At 74.2% G+C, this 16,282-nt stretch carries 17 protein-coding genes; 5 read left to right on the top strand and 12 right to left on the bottom strand.

From position 1 onward, the window contains the following. Nucleotides 1–29: 29 nt before the first annotated feature. Together BKA05_RS18390 and BKA05_RS18385 are read right to left on the bottom strand one after the other, a co-directional pair. On the bottom strand, nucleotides 30–254 hold the full coding sequence (locus BKA05_RS18390) for a hypothetical protein (protein ID WP_179532721.1): 225 nt from the start codon (nucleotides 252–254) through the stop codon (nucleotides 30–32). Between the two features lie 72 nt (nucleotides 255–326). After that, nucleotides 327–1,517: an ATP-binding protein gene (locus tag BKA05_RS18385; protein ID WP_179532720.1), complete on the bottom strand. Its 1,191-nt coding sequence runs from the start codon at nucleotides 1,515–1,517 to the stop codon at nucleotides 327–329. A gap of 89 nt (nucleotides 1,518–1,606) precedes the next feature. Here BKA05_RS18385 and BKA05_RS18380 point away from each other — a divergent pair, with 89 nt between their 5' ends. Both BKA05_RS18380 and BKA05_RS18375 read left to right on the top strand, forming a co-directional pair. Continuing rightward, a complete protein-coding gene (locus BKA05_RS18380; RefSeq protein WP_179532719.1) occupies nucleotides 1,607–1,822 on the top strand; it encodes a hypothetical protein in 216 nt (71 codons plus the stop codon). 9 nt (nucleotides 1,823–1,831) lie between these two features. After that, nucleotides 1,832–2,713, top strand: a complete 882-nt coding sequence (locus BKA05_RS18375) for an Fpg/Nei family DNA glycosylase (protein WP_179532718.1) — start codon at nucleotides 1,832–1,834, stop codon at nucleotides 2,711–2,713. 125 nt (nucleotides 2,714–2,838) lie between these two features. Here BKA05_RS18375 and BKA05_RS18370 read toward each other — a convergent pair whose 3' ends face one another. After that, nucleotides 2,839–3,513 carry a DUF4396 domain-containing protein gene (locus tag BKA05_RS18370; RefSeq protein WP_246289831.1) on the bottom strand — a complete coding sequence of 225 codons (675 nt, stop codon included), beginning with the start codon at nucleotides 3,511–3,513 and terminating at the stop codon, nucleotides 2,839–2,841. 293 nt (nucleotides 3,514–3,806) lie between these two features. Here BKA05_RS18370 and BKA05_RS18365 point away from each other — a divergent pair, with 293 nt between their 5' ends. Both BKA05_RS18365 and BKA05_RS18360 read left to right on the top strand, forming a co-directional pair. Beyond that, complete coding sequence (locus tag BKA05_RS18365) at nucleotides 3,807–4,136, top strand: rhodanese-like domain-containing protein (protein ID WP_179532717.1); 330 nt, start codon at nucleotides 3,807–3,809, stop codon at nucleotides 4,134–4,136. Nucleotides 4,137–4,143: 7 nt separating this feature from the next. Continuing rightward, nucleotides 4,144–4,776 (top strand): DUF305 domain-containing protein, encoded by a 633-nt coding sequence (locus BKA05_RS18360; RefSeq protein ID WP_179532716.1) that lies wholly within the window; start codon nucleotides 4,144–4,146, stop codon nucleotides 4,774–4,776. Nucleotides 4,777–4,798: 22 nt separating this feature from the next. On the opposite strand, the gene BKA05_RS18355 is transcribed toward BKA05_RS18360, so the two are convergent. Beyond that, on the bottom strand, nucleotides 4,799–5,266 hold the full coding sequence (locus BKA05_RS18355) for a hypothetical protein (protein ID WP_179532715.1): 468 nt from the start codon (nucleotides 5,264–5,266) through the stop codon (nucleotides 4,799–4,801). A gap of 175 nt (nucleotides 5,267–5,441) precedes the next feature. Then, the gene (gene aat / locus BKA05_RS18350) at nucleotides 5,442–6,122 is read right to left on the bottom strand and encodes a leucyl/phenylalanyl-tRNA--protein transferase (RefSeq protein ID WP_179532714.1); all 681 of its coding nucleotides are present in this window, start codon (nucleotides 6,120–6,122) and stop codon (nucleotides 5,442–5,444) included. A 137-nt stretch (nucleotides 6,123–6,259) separates the two neighbouring features. Here aat and BKA05_RS18345 point away from each other — a divergent pair, with 137 nt between their 5' ends. After that, on the top strand, nucleotides 6,260–6,952 hold the full coding sequence (locus BKA05_RS18345; protein WP_343045752.1) for an EcsC family protein: 693 nt from the start codon (nucleotides 6,260–6,262) through the stop codon (nucleotides 6,950–6,952). Here BKA05_RS18345 and BKA05_RS18340 read toward each other — a convergent pair. The 7 genes from BKA05_RS18340 to BKA05_RS18310 form a co-directional block, all read right to left on the bottom strand. Continuing rightward, nucleotides 6,913–8,127: a hypothetical protein gene (locus BKA05_RS18340; RefSeq protein WP_179532713.1), complete on the bottom strand. Its 1,215-nt coding sequence runs from the start codon at nucleotides 8,125–8,127 to the stop codon at nucleotides 6,913–6,915. The genes BKA05_RS18345 and BKA05_RS18340 overlap by 40 nt on opposite strands. Next, entirely contained in the window at nucleotides 8,124–9,293 is a 1,170-nt protein-coding gene (locus tag BKA05_RS18335) for a hypothetical protein (RefSeq protein WP_179532712.1), read from the bottom strand. Before BKA05_RS18335 ends, BKA05_RS18340 begins: the two co-directional genes overlap by 4 nt. A gap of 32 nt (nucleotides 9,294–9,325) precedes the next feature. Continuing rightward, on the bottom strand, nucleotides 9,326–10,423 hold the full coding sequence (locus BKA05_RS18330) for a hypothetical protein (protein WP_179532711.1): 1,098 nt from the start codon (nucleotides 10,421–10,423) through the stop codon (nucleotides 9,326–9,328). Then, complete coding sequence (locus tag BKA05_RS18325) at nucleotides 10,420–11,364, bottom strand: hydroxymethylglutaryl-CoA lyase (protein WP_179532710.1); 945 nt, start codon at nucleotides 11,362–11,364, stop codon at nucleotides 10,420–10,422. The genes BKA05_RS18330 and BKA05_RS18325 overlap by 4 nt, the downstream gene beginning before the upstream one ends. An 88-nt stretch (nucleotides 11,365–11,452) precedes the next feature. Continuing rightward, complete coding sequence (locus BKA05_RS18320) at nucleotides 11,453–13,300, bottom strand: ATP-binding protein (RefSeq protein ID WP_179532709.1); 1,848 nt, start codon at nucleotides 13,298–13,300, stop codon at nucleotides 11,453–11,455. Between the two features lie 59 nt (nucleotides 13,301–13,359). After that, a complete protein-coding gene (locus BKA05_RS18315; protein ID WP_179533324.1) occupies nucleotides 13,360–14,904 on the bottom strand; it encodes a carboxyl transferase domain-containing protein in 1,545 nt (514 codons plus the stop codon). A 101-nt stretch (nucleotides 14,905–15,005) separates the two neighbouring features. Further along, on the bottom strand, nucleotides 15,006–16,268 hold the full coding sequence (locus BKA05_RS18310) for a glycosyl hydrolase (protein WP_179532708.1): 1,263 nt from the start codon (nucleotides 16,266–16,268) through the stop codon (nucleotides 15,006–15,008). Between the last annotated feature and the right edge of the window lie 14 nt (nucleotides 16,269–16,282).

Raw genomic sequence — 16,282 nt, 5'->3', positions numbered from 1 at the left:
GGCCGAGCACAGGGGCCGGTGCCGGGCGATCAGCCCCGCGAGCCGTCCTCCCGCCTGCCCTCGGCGATCGCCTCGGCCGCCGCGCGCAGGTTGTGCTCGGGCACGTCGAGGTCGTCGGGCAGCTCGGCGTGCAGCCGCGCCAGCACGTCCTCGACCGATTCCCCGCGCAGCTCGTCCTCGACCAGGCGGATGGTCCGCTCCAGCACCACACGGGGCGCGTCCTGCTCCTCCGGGAGTCCGCTGAGGTGGCTCATGGGCACGACGCTGCCAGGCGCCGCGGCCGGGCGGCACCACCCGCCCGGTGGGTCGGCGCCGCGTGCAGCGCCTCAGGCGTGGTCGCGCAGGTAGCGCCCGAAGTGCGGCACGGTGAAGGCGATCCGGCCGCGCTCGCCGGAGTAGATCAAGCCCTTCTTCAGCAGCGCGTCGCGGGCGGGCGAGAGCGACTGGGGCTTCTTGCCCAGGACGGCCGCGACGTCGGCGGTGGCGACCGCGCCGACGGGGTCCTCGCCGGAGTCGGCGTCGGCCATCGCCCGCAGGTAGTCGCGCTCGGCGGGGGTGGCGCGTTCGTAGCGGGACCCGAAGAAGCCCACCGCCAGCTCGCGCTCGGCCTCGGGGGCCGCGACCGTCACGTCGTCGGCGGTGATCGGGCTGCGCGGGGCGAGGTCCCAGACGGTCTTGCCGTAGGCCTGGATGAAGTAGGGGTAGCCCCCGGTGGCGGCGTACATCGCCTCGAGGCCCTCGGGCGTGAACTCCGCCTCCTCCTCGGCGGCCGGGGCGGCCAGCGCCCGGTCGGCGGCGTCGCGGGAGAGCCGGTCGATGCGCTGGTAGGCGAAGAGGCGCTCGGAGTAGGACTTGCTGGCACTCAGCACCGCCGGCAGGTGCGGCAGCCCGGCGCCCACGACGATGACGGGCAGGCCGGACTGGCTGATCTCGTGGCAGGCGGCGCACAGGGCGGAGACGTCGGCGGGGCCGAGGTCCTGCATCTCGTCGAGGAAGACCGCCACGCCCTTGCCGAGGTCCTGGGCCAGCCCGCCGACCTCGGTGAGCAGCTCGACCAGGTCGATCTCGATGTCACCGGAGTCGGCGCGCCCGCGTGCGGCGGGTACGTCGATGCCGGGGCTCCACCGGTCGCGCAGCTTCGCGTCGCGACCCGCGTCGCGCTCGGCGAAGGCGCGCAGCACGCCGAGCACGTGGTCGCGCTGCTCCTCCTCGGGGTGCCCGAGCTCGCGGACCGCCTGGTGCAGCGCGCTGGAGAGCGGTCGGCGCAGGGGCAGGTCGGGTCGCGCCTCGAGCTTGCCGGTCCCCCAGCCGCGGCGTACGGCGGCCGAGCGCAGCGCGTTGAGCAGGACCGTCTTGCCGACCCCGCGCAGCCCGGTGAGGACCAGGCTGCGCTCGGCGCGGCCGCGGGCGACCCGCTCCAGCACCACGTCGAAGGCGGCCAGCTGCTCGTCGCGACCGGCCAGCTCCGGCGGGCGCTGACCCGCGCCGGGGGCGTAGGGGTTGCGGATCGGATCCATGATCGGACGATATCGGGGTCTCTAGCGGTTTCCCGAGATTGCGCTAGCGACACGCATCAACCGCCCCCGCGGCGGGCACCGTGGGGTGCATGGACACACTCGTCGCTGCCTGGTGGCTCGCCCTGCTCATCACCCTCGCGACCCTGCCGGTGGGGCTGTGGAGGACCGCCGCCTACCGCTCCGGCTCGATCGACCACACGCCGACGATGCGCACGGTCGCGATCGTGGCGATGACCCTCGGGCTCGGTGCGCTGGCGGCGTACGTCGTCCTCACGGGCGTGCTGGTGGTCCGCGCCGCCACCTAGGATGGCGGCGTGCCCGAGCTGCCGGAGGTCGAGGCGCTGGCGCTCGACCTGGGCGGCCGGCTGGACGGTCGCGCGATCGTGAAGGTCCACGTCCCGCAGTTCAGTGCGCTCAAGACCTTCGACCCGCCGATCTCGGCGCTCGAGGGGACGCTGGTCGACCGGGTCGGCCGCGTCGGGAAGTTCCTCGACATCGAGGCCTCCGGCACCCACCTGGTGCTGCACCTGGCCCGCGCCGGCTGGATCCGCTGGCGCGACGAGGTCCCGGCCATCCCGCCGAAGCCGAGCCCCAAGTCGACGCTGGCGCTGCGCGTCGTGCTCGACGACGACGGCACCAGCACCTCCCCGGGCCTCGACGTGACCGAGGCCGGCACCCGCAAGAGCCTGGCGGCCTACGTCGTGCGGGACCCGATGGACGTACCGGGCATCGCCTCGCTGGGGCCCGACCCGCTCACCGACGACTTCACCGAGGAGGTGCTCGGCGAGATCCTCCAGCGCGAGGGGCGCAAGCAGCTCAAGGGCGTGCTGCGCCACCAGGGCACCATCGCCGGCATCGGCAACGCCTACTCCGACGAGATCTTGCACGCCGCGAAGATGTCGCCGTTCAAGCCCGCCGGCACGCTGGAGGCCGAGGAGCTCACGACGTTGTACGCCGCCCTCCGCTCCACCCTCGGCGCGGCCGTCGACCGCTCCCGTGGACTGGCGGCCAGCGAGCTCAAGGGCGAGAAGAAGTCGAACCTCGCCGTGCACGGGCGCACCGGGCAGCCGTGCCCCGTGTGCGGCGACACCGTGCGTGAGGTGTCCTTCGCAGACTCCAGCCTGCAGTACTGCCCCACCTGCCAGACCGGCGGCAAGCCGCTGGCCGACCGGCGGATGTCGCGACTGCTGAAGTAGCGGTCGGTCGGGCAGCCGGAAGGTTCGACTGATGTCGGCTGGACCTTGCATGGTGCGGTCGAAGGTTCGACCGCACACCCGAAGGTCTGACTGACATCAGTCAGACCTTCCCGCTCGCGCAAGGCTCAGCCGGCCGCGGATCCCGTGCCGCCGGGGAGCGTCTCGTGCACGGCGTGGGAGTCGCCGGAGCCCTGTTGCAGGCCGAGCTCGTCGGCGAGCGAGACCACCAGGCCGCCGGCCATGAAGGCGGCGATCGCCGTGACCAGGATCGGCGTGGCCAGGTCGGGGATCCAGGCGCGCTGGGCCGCGGCCCCGTGGAACTCGTGGGTCAGGGCGTGACCCTTGCCGCGGGACAGCAGCCACTTGTTGACCGGGAGCGCCGCGAAGAACGCGACGGTGAGCGAGATCGGCATGCCGATCCAGAACACCGGGTTGACCAGGCCTGCCTCCATCGCGCCGGGGATGAGCGCCATCACGACGTTGTCGACGACCTCCATGGTCAGGATGGAGAGCGTGTCGGCGGCCAGCACGACGCCCAGCGCCGTACCGACCGCCGCTCCGGCGCGCAGCAGCGGCATGGTCGAGAGCGTGTAGCCGAAGAGGAAGGCCAGCGCGAAGGCCAGCGGGATCGTGGCGAGGGTGGACAGGCCCAGGGCCGTGCCGATCATCAGACCGGTGATCTCCCCGATCGCGCAGCCGGTGAGGCAGTGCAGCGTCGCGGAGACCGCCATCCGGTTGCTGGCCATGTCGTGCTCGGAGTGCTCGTCGTGGTGCTGGTGGGTGCTGGTGTCGTGGGCCATGGTGTCGTCAACGGGTACCCCACCGGGGTATATTCCCGCCGTGCTCTCCTCTCCCGTGGCGGCGTTGTGACGTGGTCTCGCTCCTCACCGTGACCCCCGATTCAGGGGCACGACACACCCCTCCGGTCCGCGCCGACACCGGCAGGGTGACCGTCGAGGCACGACCGCCTCGTGCGCCTCCGTCGCGGCGCGTACTCTCGGCGGCGCCGGGAACCCCCCGGAGAACGACCAGCGCGGCCGACCCGCGCGGGCCGGGGCACCCGGCTGCGCCTCGCCCCCGACCCGAGGAACCCATGATCCCCACCACCCGCGTCGACCTGCTGCCGGCCGACCTCCCGGAGGACGTCACCGTCCTCGACGTCCGCGAGCCCGAGGAGTGGGCCGCCGGGCACATCGAGGGCGCGCTGCACGTCCCGCTGGGCCTGCTGCCCCAGCGGGTCCACGAGGTGCCCGAGGGCCGCGTCCTCGTGGTCTGCAAGGTGGGCGGTCGCTCCGCCCAGGCCGCCATGTGGCTGGGTCAGCAGGGCCACGAGACCATCAACCTCGACGGCGGCATGCTCGACTGGGCGGCGGCCGGCCGCCCGATGGTCTCCGAGACCGGCGCCCAGCCGACGGTCCTCTGAGCGCGACGTGCGGGCCCTCCTCGTCGCGACGGTGCTGCCGTTGCTGCTCCTCACGACCCTGACCGCCTGCGGCGACGACGCCACCCCGCAGGTGCTCTCCGACACCGAGCACAGCGCCCAGGACGTGGCCTTCGCCGGCGAGATGCTGCAGCACCACGCCCAGGCGCTCGCCATGGTCGACCTGACCCTCGAGCGCCGGCTCGAGGCGGACGTCGCCGCGCTGGCCGAGCAGATCCGGGACGCGCAGGCGCCCGAGATCGAGCTGATGACCGACTGGCTGGTCGCGTGGGACGAGCCGGTGCCGGCCACGGTGCGCGATCACAGCCTCGCCGGGCACGGCGACCACTCCCCCTCCGAGGCGATGGCCGAGCTCGAGGGGAGGGACGGCCACGAGGGTCACGACACGGGCTCGATGCCCGGCATGCTCACCTCCGCACAGCTGGCCTCGCTGGAGGAGGCGTCGGACCAGGAGTTCACGGCGCTGTGGCTGGAGCTGATGATCGCCCACCACGAGGGCGCCGTGGAGATGGCGCAGGCCCAGCAGGCCACCGGCACGTTCCGCCCGGCCGTGGAGCTGGCCGAGGAGATCGAGCGGTCCCAGACCGTCGAGATCGAGACGATGCGGGGCCTGCTGGGCTGAGGGCGTCGCCAGGGGCGCGGGGCTACTCCTGCGGCGTCTCGCTCTCGGGCGTCTCGGAGTCCTGGCCGGCACCACCGGCACACGTGGTGGTCGCGTAGGCGACCATCGCGTCGACCTCGGCCTTCTCGGCCTTGGACAGGTCGGGGTCCTGCATGGTCTGCAGGTCCTTCGCGGTCGCGTCCTCGTCGACCTGGTCCAGCACGTCGAGGTAGACCTCGAGCCCGGCCTGCGCGTCCTCCCCGGCGCCCTCGGGCAGCCCGGCCTCCTCGAGGCTGTCGCGCAGGGCCGCCACGTCGGCGCCGTCCTGGACGGAGGCGGTGGCCATCAGCGCGGTGCAGAAGTCCTCGGACTTGGCGACCAGGCTGGTGCCCTCGGACTCCTGGGCCGAGGCGTCGCCGGCCTCGGAGGAGTCGTCGGAGCCGCAGGCGCTCAGCGACAGGCCGACGACCAGCGCGAGGGGGGTCAGACGGGCGAGGGGGGAGAGCTTCACGGGCAGCGTCACAGGGGGGCCTTTCGTCGGGACGGCTCACGGCCCCGCCATGCATCCCGGGGCCGGCCGCGACCCTGGCACGCCATCCCAAGAGGCCCCTGAACGCTCCCTCAGCCTCGGCTCAGCCTCGCTCGCCGGCACGCCCGGCCCGGGTCACCTGCCGCTCGCCAACCGGTCAGCAGCCGGCGAAGGCCGCGGGCAGCGGCAGCCCGGTGGCGACGCGCAGCCGCGCGAGGTACGTCGCCCGGTCGATCTCGACCACACCGAGCGTGGCCAGGTGGTCGGTGCGCCACTGCACGTCCAGCACCCGCTTGGCGGCGTGCTCGTCGCGCAGCATCTCCACCAGCGCCACGAGGCACACCTTGGAGGCGTCGGTCGCCCGGTGGAACATCGACTCGCCCGCGAAGAGGCCACCGATCGCCACGCCGTACAGGCCCCCGACCAGGCGGTCGCCCTGCCAGGCCTCGACCGAGTGCGCCCAGCCCAGCCGGTGCAGCTCGGTGTAGGCGGCCCGCACCTCGTCGTCGATCCAGCCCTGCGGCCGGCGCGGGTCGGCGCAGGCGGCCACGACCGCCTCGAACGCGGTGTCGACGCGGATCTCGAACTCGCGCAGCGAGCGGCGCAGCGACCGGGAGACGTGCAGGCCGTCCAGGGGCAGCACGCCGCGGTGGACCGGGCAGAACCAGTACGCCGGGTCACCGCGGTGGCCCGAGGGCATCGGGAACAACCCGCGCCGGTAGGCCGCCAGCAGGGTGCCCGGCCGCAGGTCGGCCCCGACACCGACCAGGTCGTCGAGCTCGTCGTAGCCACGGGGATCCCCGAAGGACCATGCCGTGGGCGGTGGCTCGATGGGCATTGGCGGCACGCTACGCGCCGGGTGTCCCACCCGGCAGACCCCGGTAGGTGGTGCGGTCCTCCGTACGATCAGGAGCGAGGGCCCCGCAGGCCGGAGGCCCTCGAACGACTCGTCAGCACCCCCGTGGAGGAGCACCCGTGAGCAGAAGCCGCAGCGTGGCCACGATGGTCGGCCGCCGACTCGCCCCGAAGGTCGCCGGTGCGGCCCCCGGGGTGACCGAGACCTTCGTCCGCGAGGCGCTGGAGCGGGCGATCCGCGGCGTCGGGCCGCTGCCGGGCGCCGCGGCGGCCGCGGAGGCCCAGCTGCGCGAGCAGGACGGCGACGTCGACCGGGCCGTGCACGAGGTCATCGAGAACCACGTCCGGTACGCCGGGGCGCAGGGGTTCCTCACCAACCTCGGCGGCGTGGTGACCGCCGCGGTGGCGATCCCCGCCAACATCACCGGGCTGGCGCTCGTGCAGTGCCGGATGATCGCCGGGATCGCCCACCTGCGCGGCTACGACCTCGACGACCCGCGGGTGCGCAACGCCGTGCTGGCCTGCCTGCTCGGCGCCGACCAGGTCGACGCGCTGCTGGACCGCGGCACCCTGCCCGCGCCCCCGATGGCGCTGGCCACCGCACCCGTGGCCGACCCGGCGCTGGACCGGCGGCTGGCCACCGAGGTCGGCTCGGACATCATCGCGCGGATGACCGGCAAGCGACTCGCCGTCGTCGTCGGGCGACGGGTGCCGGTCGTGGGCGGCGTCGTGGGCATGGGAGCCGACGGGTACGCCACCTGGCGCATCGGCCGCTACGCCGACCGCGAGCTCCTGCCGCGCGCCACGCGGTAGACCCGGTGCAGCCCGCGGCCCACCGCCGTGCGGCGGAGCCCGCGCAGCGCCTTCTCGCGCAGCTGGTACGACGGGCGAAGGAAGCTGCGGTCCAGGGCGACCCGGGCCTCGTGCAGCTCACGGCGCAGGCGCTCCTCCTCGGCGCGCATCCGGGCGTTCTCGACCAGCAGCGCGCGGATCGCCTCGACGGCCGCACCGGAGACCTGCGACTCGCGGGGTGAGTCGGGGTCGGCCCAGTGCTCCGGCGGCGGACCGGGCTCGAGGTCGGCGAGGTCCCCGACGACGTCGTACCCGCGGCGGCGCACCTCCGCGCTCCACCGCTCCCCCAGGTCGCGGGCCCACTCGTGCAGGTCGGGCGGGAGCGCCAGCCGGGGGGTGCGGGTGCGTCGAGACAGCGTCTGGTGGGCCAGCAGCTCGCGGACCAGCGGTCGGTAGTCGGGCGGGTCGAGGACCGGGTTGACCGCCTTGTTGATGCGGCGCACGAGCGCGGTCTCGGGGACGCCGAGGGAGGGGTTGGCACGCTCGGCCTCGAGTTCGAGGTCGATCCCGTCGAGACCGAGGACGCTGCTGAACCGCTTCCACAGCAGGTCCGGGGCCCCACCGGGCGGCGGCACGGTGACCAGGTGGATGCGCTCGGGCGGGATGTCGTGGCCCCACCGGTCGAGGATGTCGGGGATCTCCTGGACTCCCCAGAACCACGTGGCGATGCGGCCCTTGCGCTCGGGGTCGCGCAGCTGGGCGAGGAACTCCTCGTAGGTGATGGTGCTGCGGTGCTTGACGTTCTCCTGCCACTCCGCGGGGATCTGACGCACCAGGTCGCGCACCGAGAGCACCAGGTGCACCTCGGTCCCGTCGTCGGGGGCCAGCGACTGCATCGCCCGCCCGACCTGGCTGCGCGAGGCGGTGGCCAGGATCTCGTGGCTGATGATCGCGGTGCCGTCGTGGCGGCGTACCTGCTCGGCGAGCGCGTCCCAGCGCCCGATCGCCTCGGCCTGCAGGCCGCCCCAGGGCAGCGCCATGAGGTCCAGCGCGGCCAGGAAGTGCGCGTCGAAGCGGTCGGCCGGGTAGAGCAGGTCGTGCTGGCGCAGCCGGTCGCGGTTGCGGAAGAGCACGTCCTGGAGGTGGGACGTGCCGGTCTTGGGGGTGCCGACGTGCAGCAGGACCCGGGCGCTCACGTGCCTGCCTCCTGCGGTCCGGTGCGGTCCTGCGCACCGTCCGGTGCGAGGAGCAGGTCCACGGCCAGGGCCAGCACCCGCTCGTCCGCCGCCTCGCCGGAGAGGGTCTCCCCGGAGGCGGCCAGGGCGCGCGGGCGGCTCACCAGGCCGTCCACCTCGCCCAGGACAGGGTAGTCACCTGCGCGCACGGCGTCCCGGATCCGGACCGATCGGCGGTGGATCCACCGGTGGTGCTCGGGCGGCACCGCCAACGGGGCCCCCGGGTGGTCCAGCAGGCGCGGCAGCAGCCGCTCGCGCATGATGCGCCGGCCCGCGTCGGGGGTGACGCGCAGCCCGAGCGCCTTCGCGACCAGACGGGCCAGCTCGGCGGCCTCGGCCGGGACGGGCGGACGAGGGGTGAGGGCGGGGACGCCCAGGAGGGCGGGCAGCTGCCCGTCGTCGAGCACCACGCGCACCCGCTCGCGCCCGACCCGCTCGGCCCAGGTGGCGGCCACCAGCGCGGGGTCCGCGCCCCGGGCGATGCGCCGCGCGCCGGCCAGCGAGTCCAGCCACGGACCCCACGCCGGGACCGCGACCCCGGTGGAGAAGCACCGGTCGGTCCAGAGGTCGGCCAGCATCGTGGCCAGGTCGTCGGCCACGACGAGCACCAGGGCGCCGCGCCCACCGGGCGGGCGGCCGCGCTCGGTCAGGTCCCGGCGCAGCGCGTCGGCGCGCCAGGGGTCGCCCACCAGGCGGTACTTCGTGCGCCACGGCCGCAGCCACGGCCCCCGGCCGCTGCGGCGCATCCGCCGCGCGGCGTCACCGACCAGCCGCCCCAGGTCGTCGGGCTCCTGGTCGACGCAGCCCTCGGCGGCGAGGTCCTCGGCCAGCAGCAGGGCCACCACGCGCAGCAGCTCCTCGGCCGGCAGGGCGGCCGGGTCCACCGGGGGCGGCCCGAACTCCGAGGCCGGCCGGGCTCCCACGAGCTCGAGGTCGGGTCGGCCACGGCCGGCGGCGCTGGCGCTCAGCACGCGCTCGACGAGGGCCGGCGGGACGGGCCCGCGCTGGTTGACCCGGCGCAGCAGCTCCAGCTGCTGGGCTCCGGGCAGGAGCGGTGAGGCCGGGCCGTCCACGGTGCCGGTCCACGCGGCCCACGGGGTGGTGCCACCCTCCCGCAGGTGCGTCACCCAGGCGGCCGCTCGGGCCGGCCCCTCGACGGTCACGACTCCCGCAGGCGGCGTACGCCGGTGCGCAGCCGCTGCGCGAGCTGCTGCTCGGGGTCGTCGCGGCGGGCCGCCTCCTGCGTCATGACCGTGAGCGCGTCGAGCGCGGCGGCCAGCTGGGCCTTGGAGGTGACCTTGTCGGGGTTGACGTAGTCCCGGCGGCGGGTGGGCAGCGGGCGGAGGTCCTCGAGGTCGCCGATGACGTCGACGCCGCTCTGCTCGATCCACTCCACCCAGCGCGCGGACTCCGCCTCGGCCCAGTCGTGCATGCCCGGCGGCAGCAGCAGCTTCGCGCTCTCCCGGCCCGCGAGCTCCTGCTCGGCCAGCAGCCCCCGCACGAGGTCGTCGTACGTGGCGTCCCGGCGGACCCGGCGCCCCAGGCGCTTGTTGAGGCGGCGGATCAGCGCCGCCTCGGCCACCCCGAGCGAGGGGTTGGTGCGCCGCGACTCCTCCGGCGCCCAGGCCGGGTCGATGTCGACGGCACGGCAGAAGCGGTGCCACAGCTCGTGGGGGCCGGCGGTGCCGGACTGCGGGACGGTGACGACGTGGACGTTCTCCGGGGGCAGGCCGGCCGACCAGGTGCTGAGCACCGCGGGCACGTCGAAGGCGCGGTAGAACCACGGCTTTCCGCTGCGGGTCTTGCGCAGGAAGTTGCGGTAGGTCCACTTGCGACCCTGCTTGATGCTCTCCTGCCAGGCGGCGGGCAGCTGCCGGGCGAGGTCGCGCACGCCGTAGACGACGTGCAGGTCGTCGCCGGCGCCGAGCTCGGCCTTGGCCCGCGCGACGGCCTGGGCGGGCGCGGGGGCGAGGATCTCGTGGCTGACGATCACGGTGCCGCGGGAGCGGCGCACCCGGCGCACGAGCGCGTCCCAGCTGCCCTCGGCGTGTCCCTGCTCGCCGCCCCAGTCCTGGCCGAGCAGGTCCAGCGCGGCGCGGAAGTGGAACATCCCCGGGCTCACCAGCGGCGCGCGCGAGGGGAAGTGGACGCCGTGCTGGGCCAGGGTCTTGGCGTTGCGGCTGAGTCGGTCCTGCACGTAGGTGGTGCCGGTCTTCGGCGCACCGATGTGCAGGTAGACCCGACGCTGGGATGTCACGAGGTGGATTGTGCCAGCGCGCGCACGACGGCGGAGGGGCTGGGGCGCCCGAGCTGCTGCGCCATCCAGGCGCTGGTCGCCACGAGGGCCTCGAGGTCGACCCCGTGGTCGATGCCCAGGCCGTCGAGCAGCCACACGAGGTCCTCGGTCGCGAGGTTGCCGGTGGCGCTCTGCGCGTACGGGCACCCGCCGAGGCCGCCGGCGCTGGCGTCGTACGTCGTCACGCCGGCGCGCAGCCCGGCCTGGACGTTGGAGAGGGCCTGGCCGTAGGTGTCGTGGAAGTGCAGCGCGAGCCGGTCGACGTCGGTGCCCGCGGCGGTGAACGCCTCCACCAGCGCCGTGACGTGGCCCGCGGTGCCCACGCCGATGGTGTCGCCGAGGCTGAGCTCGGTGGCACCCATCGCCAGCAGCCGCTGCCCCACCTCGACGACCTGCTCGGGCGCGACCGGACCCTCCCACGGGTCGCCGAAGCACATCGAGACGTAGGCGCGGACGTCCATCCCCGCGGCGAGCGCACGCTCGACGGTCGGGGCGAACATCTCGAGCTGGGTCTCCAGCGTGCGGTTGAGGTTCTTGGCCGCGAAGGTCTCGGTCGCGCTGGCGAAGACGGCGACATGGCGCAGGCCGAGCTCGAGCGCCCGGTCGAGGCCGCGCTCGTTGGGGACCAGCACAGGACAGTCGCGGCCGTCGTCGCCCAGACGGCCCATCAGCTCGGCGGCGTCGGCCAGCTGCGGGACCCAGCGGGGGTGGACGAAGGAAGTGGCCTCGACGACGGGCAGCCCGGCGGCGAGCAGCCGCCGCACGAACTCCTCCTTGACCTCCACCGGGATCACGCCCTGCTCGTTCTGCAGGCCGTCGCGCGGGCCGACCTCGTAGATCCGCACCCGTCCGGGCAGCCCCGGCGAGGGCACCGGGGTGGCGCGGGTGATGACGCCGGTCATGCCTCGACCCACCGCGGGACGTCATACGCGCAGCGGTGGGGGACGTCCCGTCCGTATGACGTCCCCGCGGTCCCCGACAGCGATCCGGTCACTCCTGGCCCTCCTGACCCTGTGGTTCCACGTGGAACAGCACGTGCCCCAGGGGCACCTGGCGTCCCACGGTCGCGTCGACGACGGTCACGGTGCCGGCGTACGGCGCCTTGAGCGCGAGCTCCATCTTCATCGCCTCCAGCACGCCGAGCACCTGCCCCTCCTCCACGCTCGTGCCGGCCCCGACGCGGACGTCGAGGACGGTGCCGGGCATGGGGGCGACCAGGTCGCCGGTGTGCTCGTCGGCGTGGTCGGCGGCCAGGTCGCCGCGCTCGAAGCGGAAGCGCTGCCCGCGCAGCACGACCTCGACCGTGGCCGGGGTGACGTGGGCGGCGGGGTCGAGGCGGGGGCGGCGGCCGAGGACGACGTCCTCGTCGAGGGGCACCACGACCGGCGCGGGGGGCGCGCCCAGGCGGAAGCCGTCGGAGGCGAAGGGACCGGTGGGCTCGGACTCGGCGAGGTGGACGGCCCAGGCGGCGAGGTGCCGCGCCTCCTCGGGGCTGGGAGCGGGGACCTCGGCCGCGACGTCGACGCGGTCGAGCCAGGCGGTGTCGAGACCCCCCTCGTGCCCCACGTCGCGGAAGGCGGCGTGGTCGGCGAGCGCGCGCAGGAACCCGGTGTTGGTCGTCAGCCCGAGCACGACGGTCTCGTCGAGGGCGGCGACCAGACGGCGCCGAGCGTCCTCGCGATCGGTGCCGCCGGCGATAACCTTGCCCAGCATCGGGTCGTACGACGTCGAGACCTCCTGGCCGGAGACCAGCGAGTGGTCCACGCGGACCCGGTCGCCGGTCGGCCAGCGCACCTCCCCGGCGCGCCCGGCCTGCGGGAGGAACCCGCCGAAGGAGTCCTCGGCGTAGACCCGCGCCTCGATGGCGTGGCCCTCGAGCGTGACGTCGGCCTGGTCGATGCCCAGCGGCTCACCGGTCGCGACCCGCAGCTGCAGCTCGACGAGGTCGACCCGCTCGCCGCGGACCCGCACGACCTCCTCGGTGACGGGGTGCTCGACCTGGAGGCGGGTGTTCATCTCCAGGAAGTAGAACTCCCCGGTCGCGTTGTCCAGCAGGAACTCCACGGTGCCCGCGCCGGTGTAGCCGCACTGCGCGGCCAGCGCCACGGCCGAGCCGGTGATCGCCGCGCGCTGCTCGTCGGTGATCGCCGGGGCCGGCGCCTCCTCCAGGACCTTCTGGTGCCGGCGCTGGGTCGAGCAGTCGCGCTCGAAGAGGTGCACGACGTGGCCGTGGGTGTCCCCCATGACCTGCACCTCGATGTGGCGGCCGGACTCGACGTACTTCTCCACCAGGATGGTGTCGTCGCCGAACGCCGAGCGCGCCTCGCGCTGGGCGGCGGCGAAGCCCTCGGCGTAGTCGGCGGCGCTGCGCACGACACGCATGCCCTTGCCGCCGCCGCCGGCCGCGGCCTTGACCAGCACGGGGTAGGCGAAGGTCGCGGGGTCGTCGTCGAGGTCGTAGGACGGCACGACCGGCACGCCGGCGGCGACCGCGACCTCGCGGGCGGCGTCCTTGCGGCCCATCGCGTCCATGACCTCGGCGCTGGGGCCGACCAGGGTGATGCCGGCCTCGGCCAGCGCCCGGGCGAAGGGGGCCCGCTCGGAGAGGAAGCCGTAACCGGGGTGGACGAAGCCGGCGCCGGCCTCGCGGGCGGCAGCCACGACTTCGTCGACGTCGAGGTAGGACTCCACCCGCACGGCGTCGTCGGCCTCCCGCACGTGCAGCGCCTCGGCGTCGATGTCGGAGTGGATCGCGACCGTGCGCCAGCCCAGGCGGCGGGCGGTGCGGATCACGCGGCGGGCGATCTCGCCGCGGTTGGCGATGAGGAGGGTGTTCATCGGGGGCCTTCGTGTGGGTCGCTGGGTCTCGTGGCTCGCTTCGCTCGCACCTGGACCACCTACATGCGGAAAATGCCGTAGGAGGGGTCGGCCACCGGCGCGTTGGCCGCGGCCGAGAGCGCCATGCCGAGGACCCGGCGGGTGTCGGCGGGGTCGATGATCCCGTCGTCCCACAGCCGCGCCGAGGCGTAGTAGGGCGAGCCCTGCTCCTCGTACTGCGCGCGGATCGGCTCCTTGAACTCCTCGTCGTCGGGACGCCCGGCGACGGTGGCGAGCACCGAGGCGGCCTGCTCACCGCCCATCACCGAGATCCGGGCGTTGGGCCACATCCACAAGAACCGCGGGTCGTAGGCGCGCCCGCACATGCCGTAGTTGCCGGCGCCGTACGAGCCGCCGATCACGACGGTGAACTTGGGGACCACCGAGCAGGCGACCGCGGTGACCAGCTTGGCGCCGTCGCGGGCGATGCCGTTGTTCTCGTACTCCCGGCCGACCATGAAGCCGGAGATGTTCTGCAGGAAGACCAGCGGGATGCCGCGCTGGTTGCACAGCTCGATGAAGTGCGCGCCCTTGAGGGCGGACTCGCTGAACAGGATGCCGTTGTTGGCGACGATCCCGACCGGGTGGCCCCACACGTGCGCGAACCCGCAGACCAGCGTCTCGCCGTACAGCGCCTTGAACTCCTGCATCCGGGAGCCGTCGACGATGCGGCGGATCACGTCGCGGACGTCGTAGGGCGTGCGCACGTCGGCGGGGACGACGTCGTAGATCGACTCCGGCGACTCCAGCGGCTCCTCGGGCTCGCGAACCTCCCACGGAGCGCCACCGTTGGTCGAGCCCGTCGAGACCGGCCTGCTGAACGTGTCGACGATGCCGCGCACGATCGCCAGCGCATGGGCGTCGTCGTCGGCGAGGTGGTCGACCACGCCCGAGCGGCGTGCGTGCACCTCGCCGCCGCCGAGCTCCTCGGCGGTGACGACCTCGCCGGTCGCGGCCTTCACCAGCGGCGGGCCGCCGAGGAAGATCGTGCCCTGCTCCTTGACGATGACCGTCTCGTCGCTCATCGCCGGGACGTAGGCGCCGCCGGCGGTGCACGAGCCCATCACCGAGGCGATCTGCGGGATGCCGCGGGCCGACATGTTCGCCTGGTTGAAGAAGATCCGGCCGAAGTGCTCACGGTCGGGGAAGACCTCGTCCTGCATCGGCAGGAACGCGCCGCCGGAGTCGACGAGGTAGATGCACGGCAGGTTGTTCTCGGCCGCGATCGTCTGCGCGCGCAGGTGCTTCTTGACCGTCATCGGGTAGTAGGTGCCGCCCTTGACCGTGGCGTCGTTGGCCACGACGACGCACTCGCGGCCGTGGATGCGACCGATGCCGCCGACCACCCCGGCGCTCGGGACGGGGGTCTCCCCCGGCGCGCCGTACATCCCGTACGCCGCCAGCGGGCTCAGCTCCAGGAACGGGCTGCCCGGGTCGAGCAACCGGTCGACCCGGTCGCGCACCAGCAGCTTCCCGCGGTCGGTGTGCTTGGTCCTCGCGGCCTCGCTGCCGCCCTGTCGCACCGTCGCGAGGCGCTGGCGCAGCTCGTCGACGAGGTCGCGCATCTGGGTGCTCACCCGAGCAGGTTAGCGATCGTTAACCTGCGGCGCCACCGCCCGATGGCCCGCTTCCCGCCGAACCGGCGTATTGATACGCCGGCTCGGCTTCAGCCCGCGGCGCCCACCGGGCACAGCGCGTCAGGACACGACTGCAGCCAGGCCTGCCCGCCCTTGAGCGAGGAGACCTGCTTGCGCCCGAACGAGTCGTCGAACCACAGCAGCGCGTAGGCCGCGGGGAGGCCCTGCTCGGCCAGGGTGCGGGTGATGACCGCGGGGTCCCAGGTGCCGTCGGGCGAGTGGGCGGGGCCGACCTCGGTCAGCGCGGCACGAGGCGCGGCGGCGACCAGCTCGGCGTACCCGGTCAGGTCCACCTCGTCGCGCGCGAGCTCGTCGGCGTCGCGCCCGCCGCAGTCGGGGTGCGGGCTCTCGCAGTCGTAGGTGTCGAGGCCGACGAGGTCGACGCGGTCGGGCAGCAGCGAGAGCGGCTCGTCGACGCCCTCCCAGGTGCGCACCGCGGCACCGTAGGACCACAGCAGGTTGTGGACGCCGGCGTCGGCGGCCCGCTGCTGCAGGTGCGCGAAGAGCGCCCGGTAGGTGCTGGGGTCGGGTCGACCCCACCAGAACCAGCTGCCCCCGGCCTCGTGCAGCGGGCGCACCAGCACCGCGGCACCCTGCTCCTGCAGGCGGGCGAGGGCGTCGAGCACCTCCGCCCACTCCTCGTCGAAACGGCGGGCGGGCACGCTGTCCTGCTTCAGCAGGACGTCGAGCCGGTCGGCCCCGCTGCGGTCGAAGGAGTCGCCGCCGCTGAAGGGGTTGGGCGCGTGCCAGGAAGCGGTGAGGACGACCCCGTCGGCGGCCATCAGCGCGAGGTCCTCGGTCCAGTCGGTGCCGCGGCGGGCGGCGGCGACCAGCTCGTCGAGGTCGAAGCCGACGACCGCGGGCCGCTGCGGCTCCAGCCGCCACAGCGGCTCGTCCCAGGAGTCGCTGGAGATGTTGACCTGCTGGCCGACCGCGGTGACGCCGTCGGCCAGCCAGCGGTCGAGCGTCTCGGCCAGGCAGAGCGCCGCCGCATCGGCCTCGGGGTCGACCGGCTCCGTGCGCGGCCGGCAGGTGCGCACGGGCTCGGTGGGGGTCGGGTCGGCAGTGCTGGGCGGCGGGTCCAGCGGCAGCGCACCGGGGGTGGAGGGTGGGGTGGGCTGCGGTGTGGGGCCCGCGTCGGGACTGGCCTCGGCGGTGTCCCGGGTGCCGGCGAAGGCGCCGTCGAGGTCGGTGGTCACCAGCAGCATGTGGAAGGCGCCGGTGGCCACCAGGGCGACGGCCAGGGCGAAGGTCGCGGCCGCCCGCCGCGATCGCCTGCTCTCCCCCGTCATGCCCCCATCATCCG

This window comes from Nocardioides marinus (assembly GCF_013408145.1).
GTDB lineage: Bacteria > Actinomycetota > Actinomycetes > Propionibacteriales > Nocardioidaceae > Nocardioides > Nocardioides marinus.
This window is presented reverse-complemented; position numbering and strand designations above follow the sequence as displayed.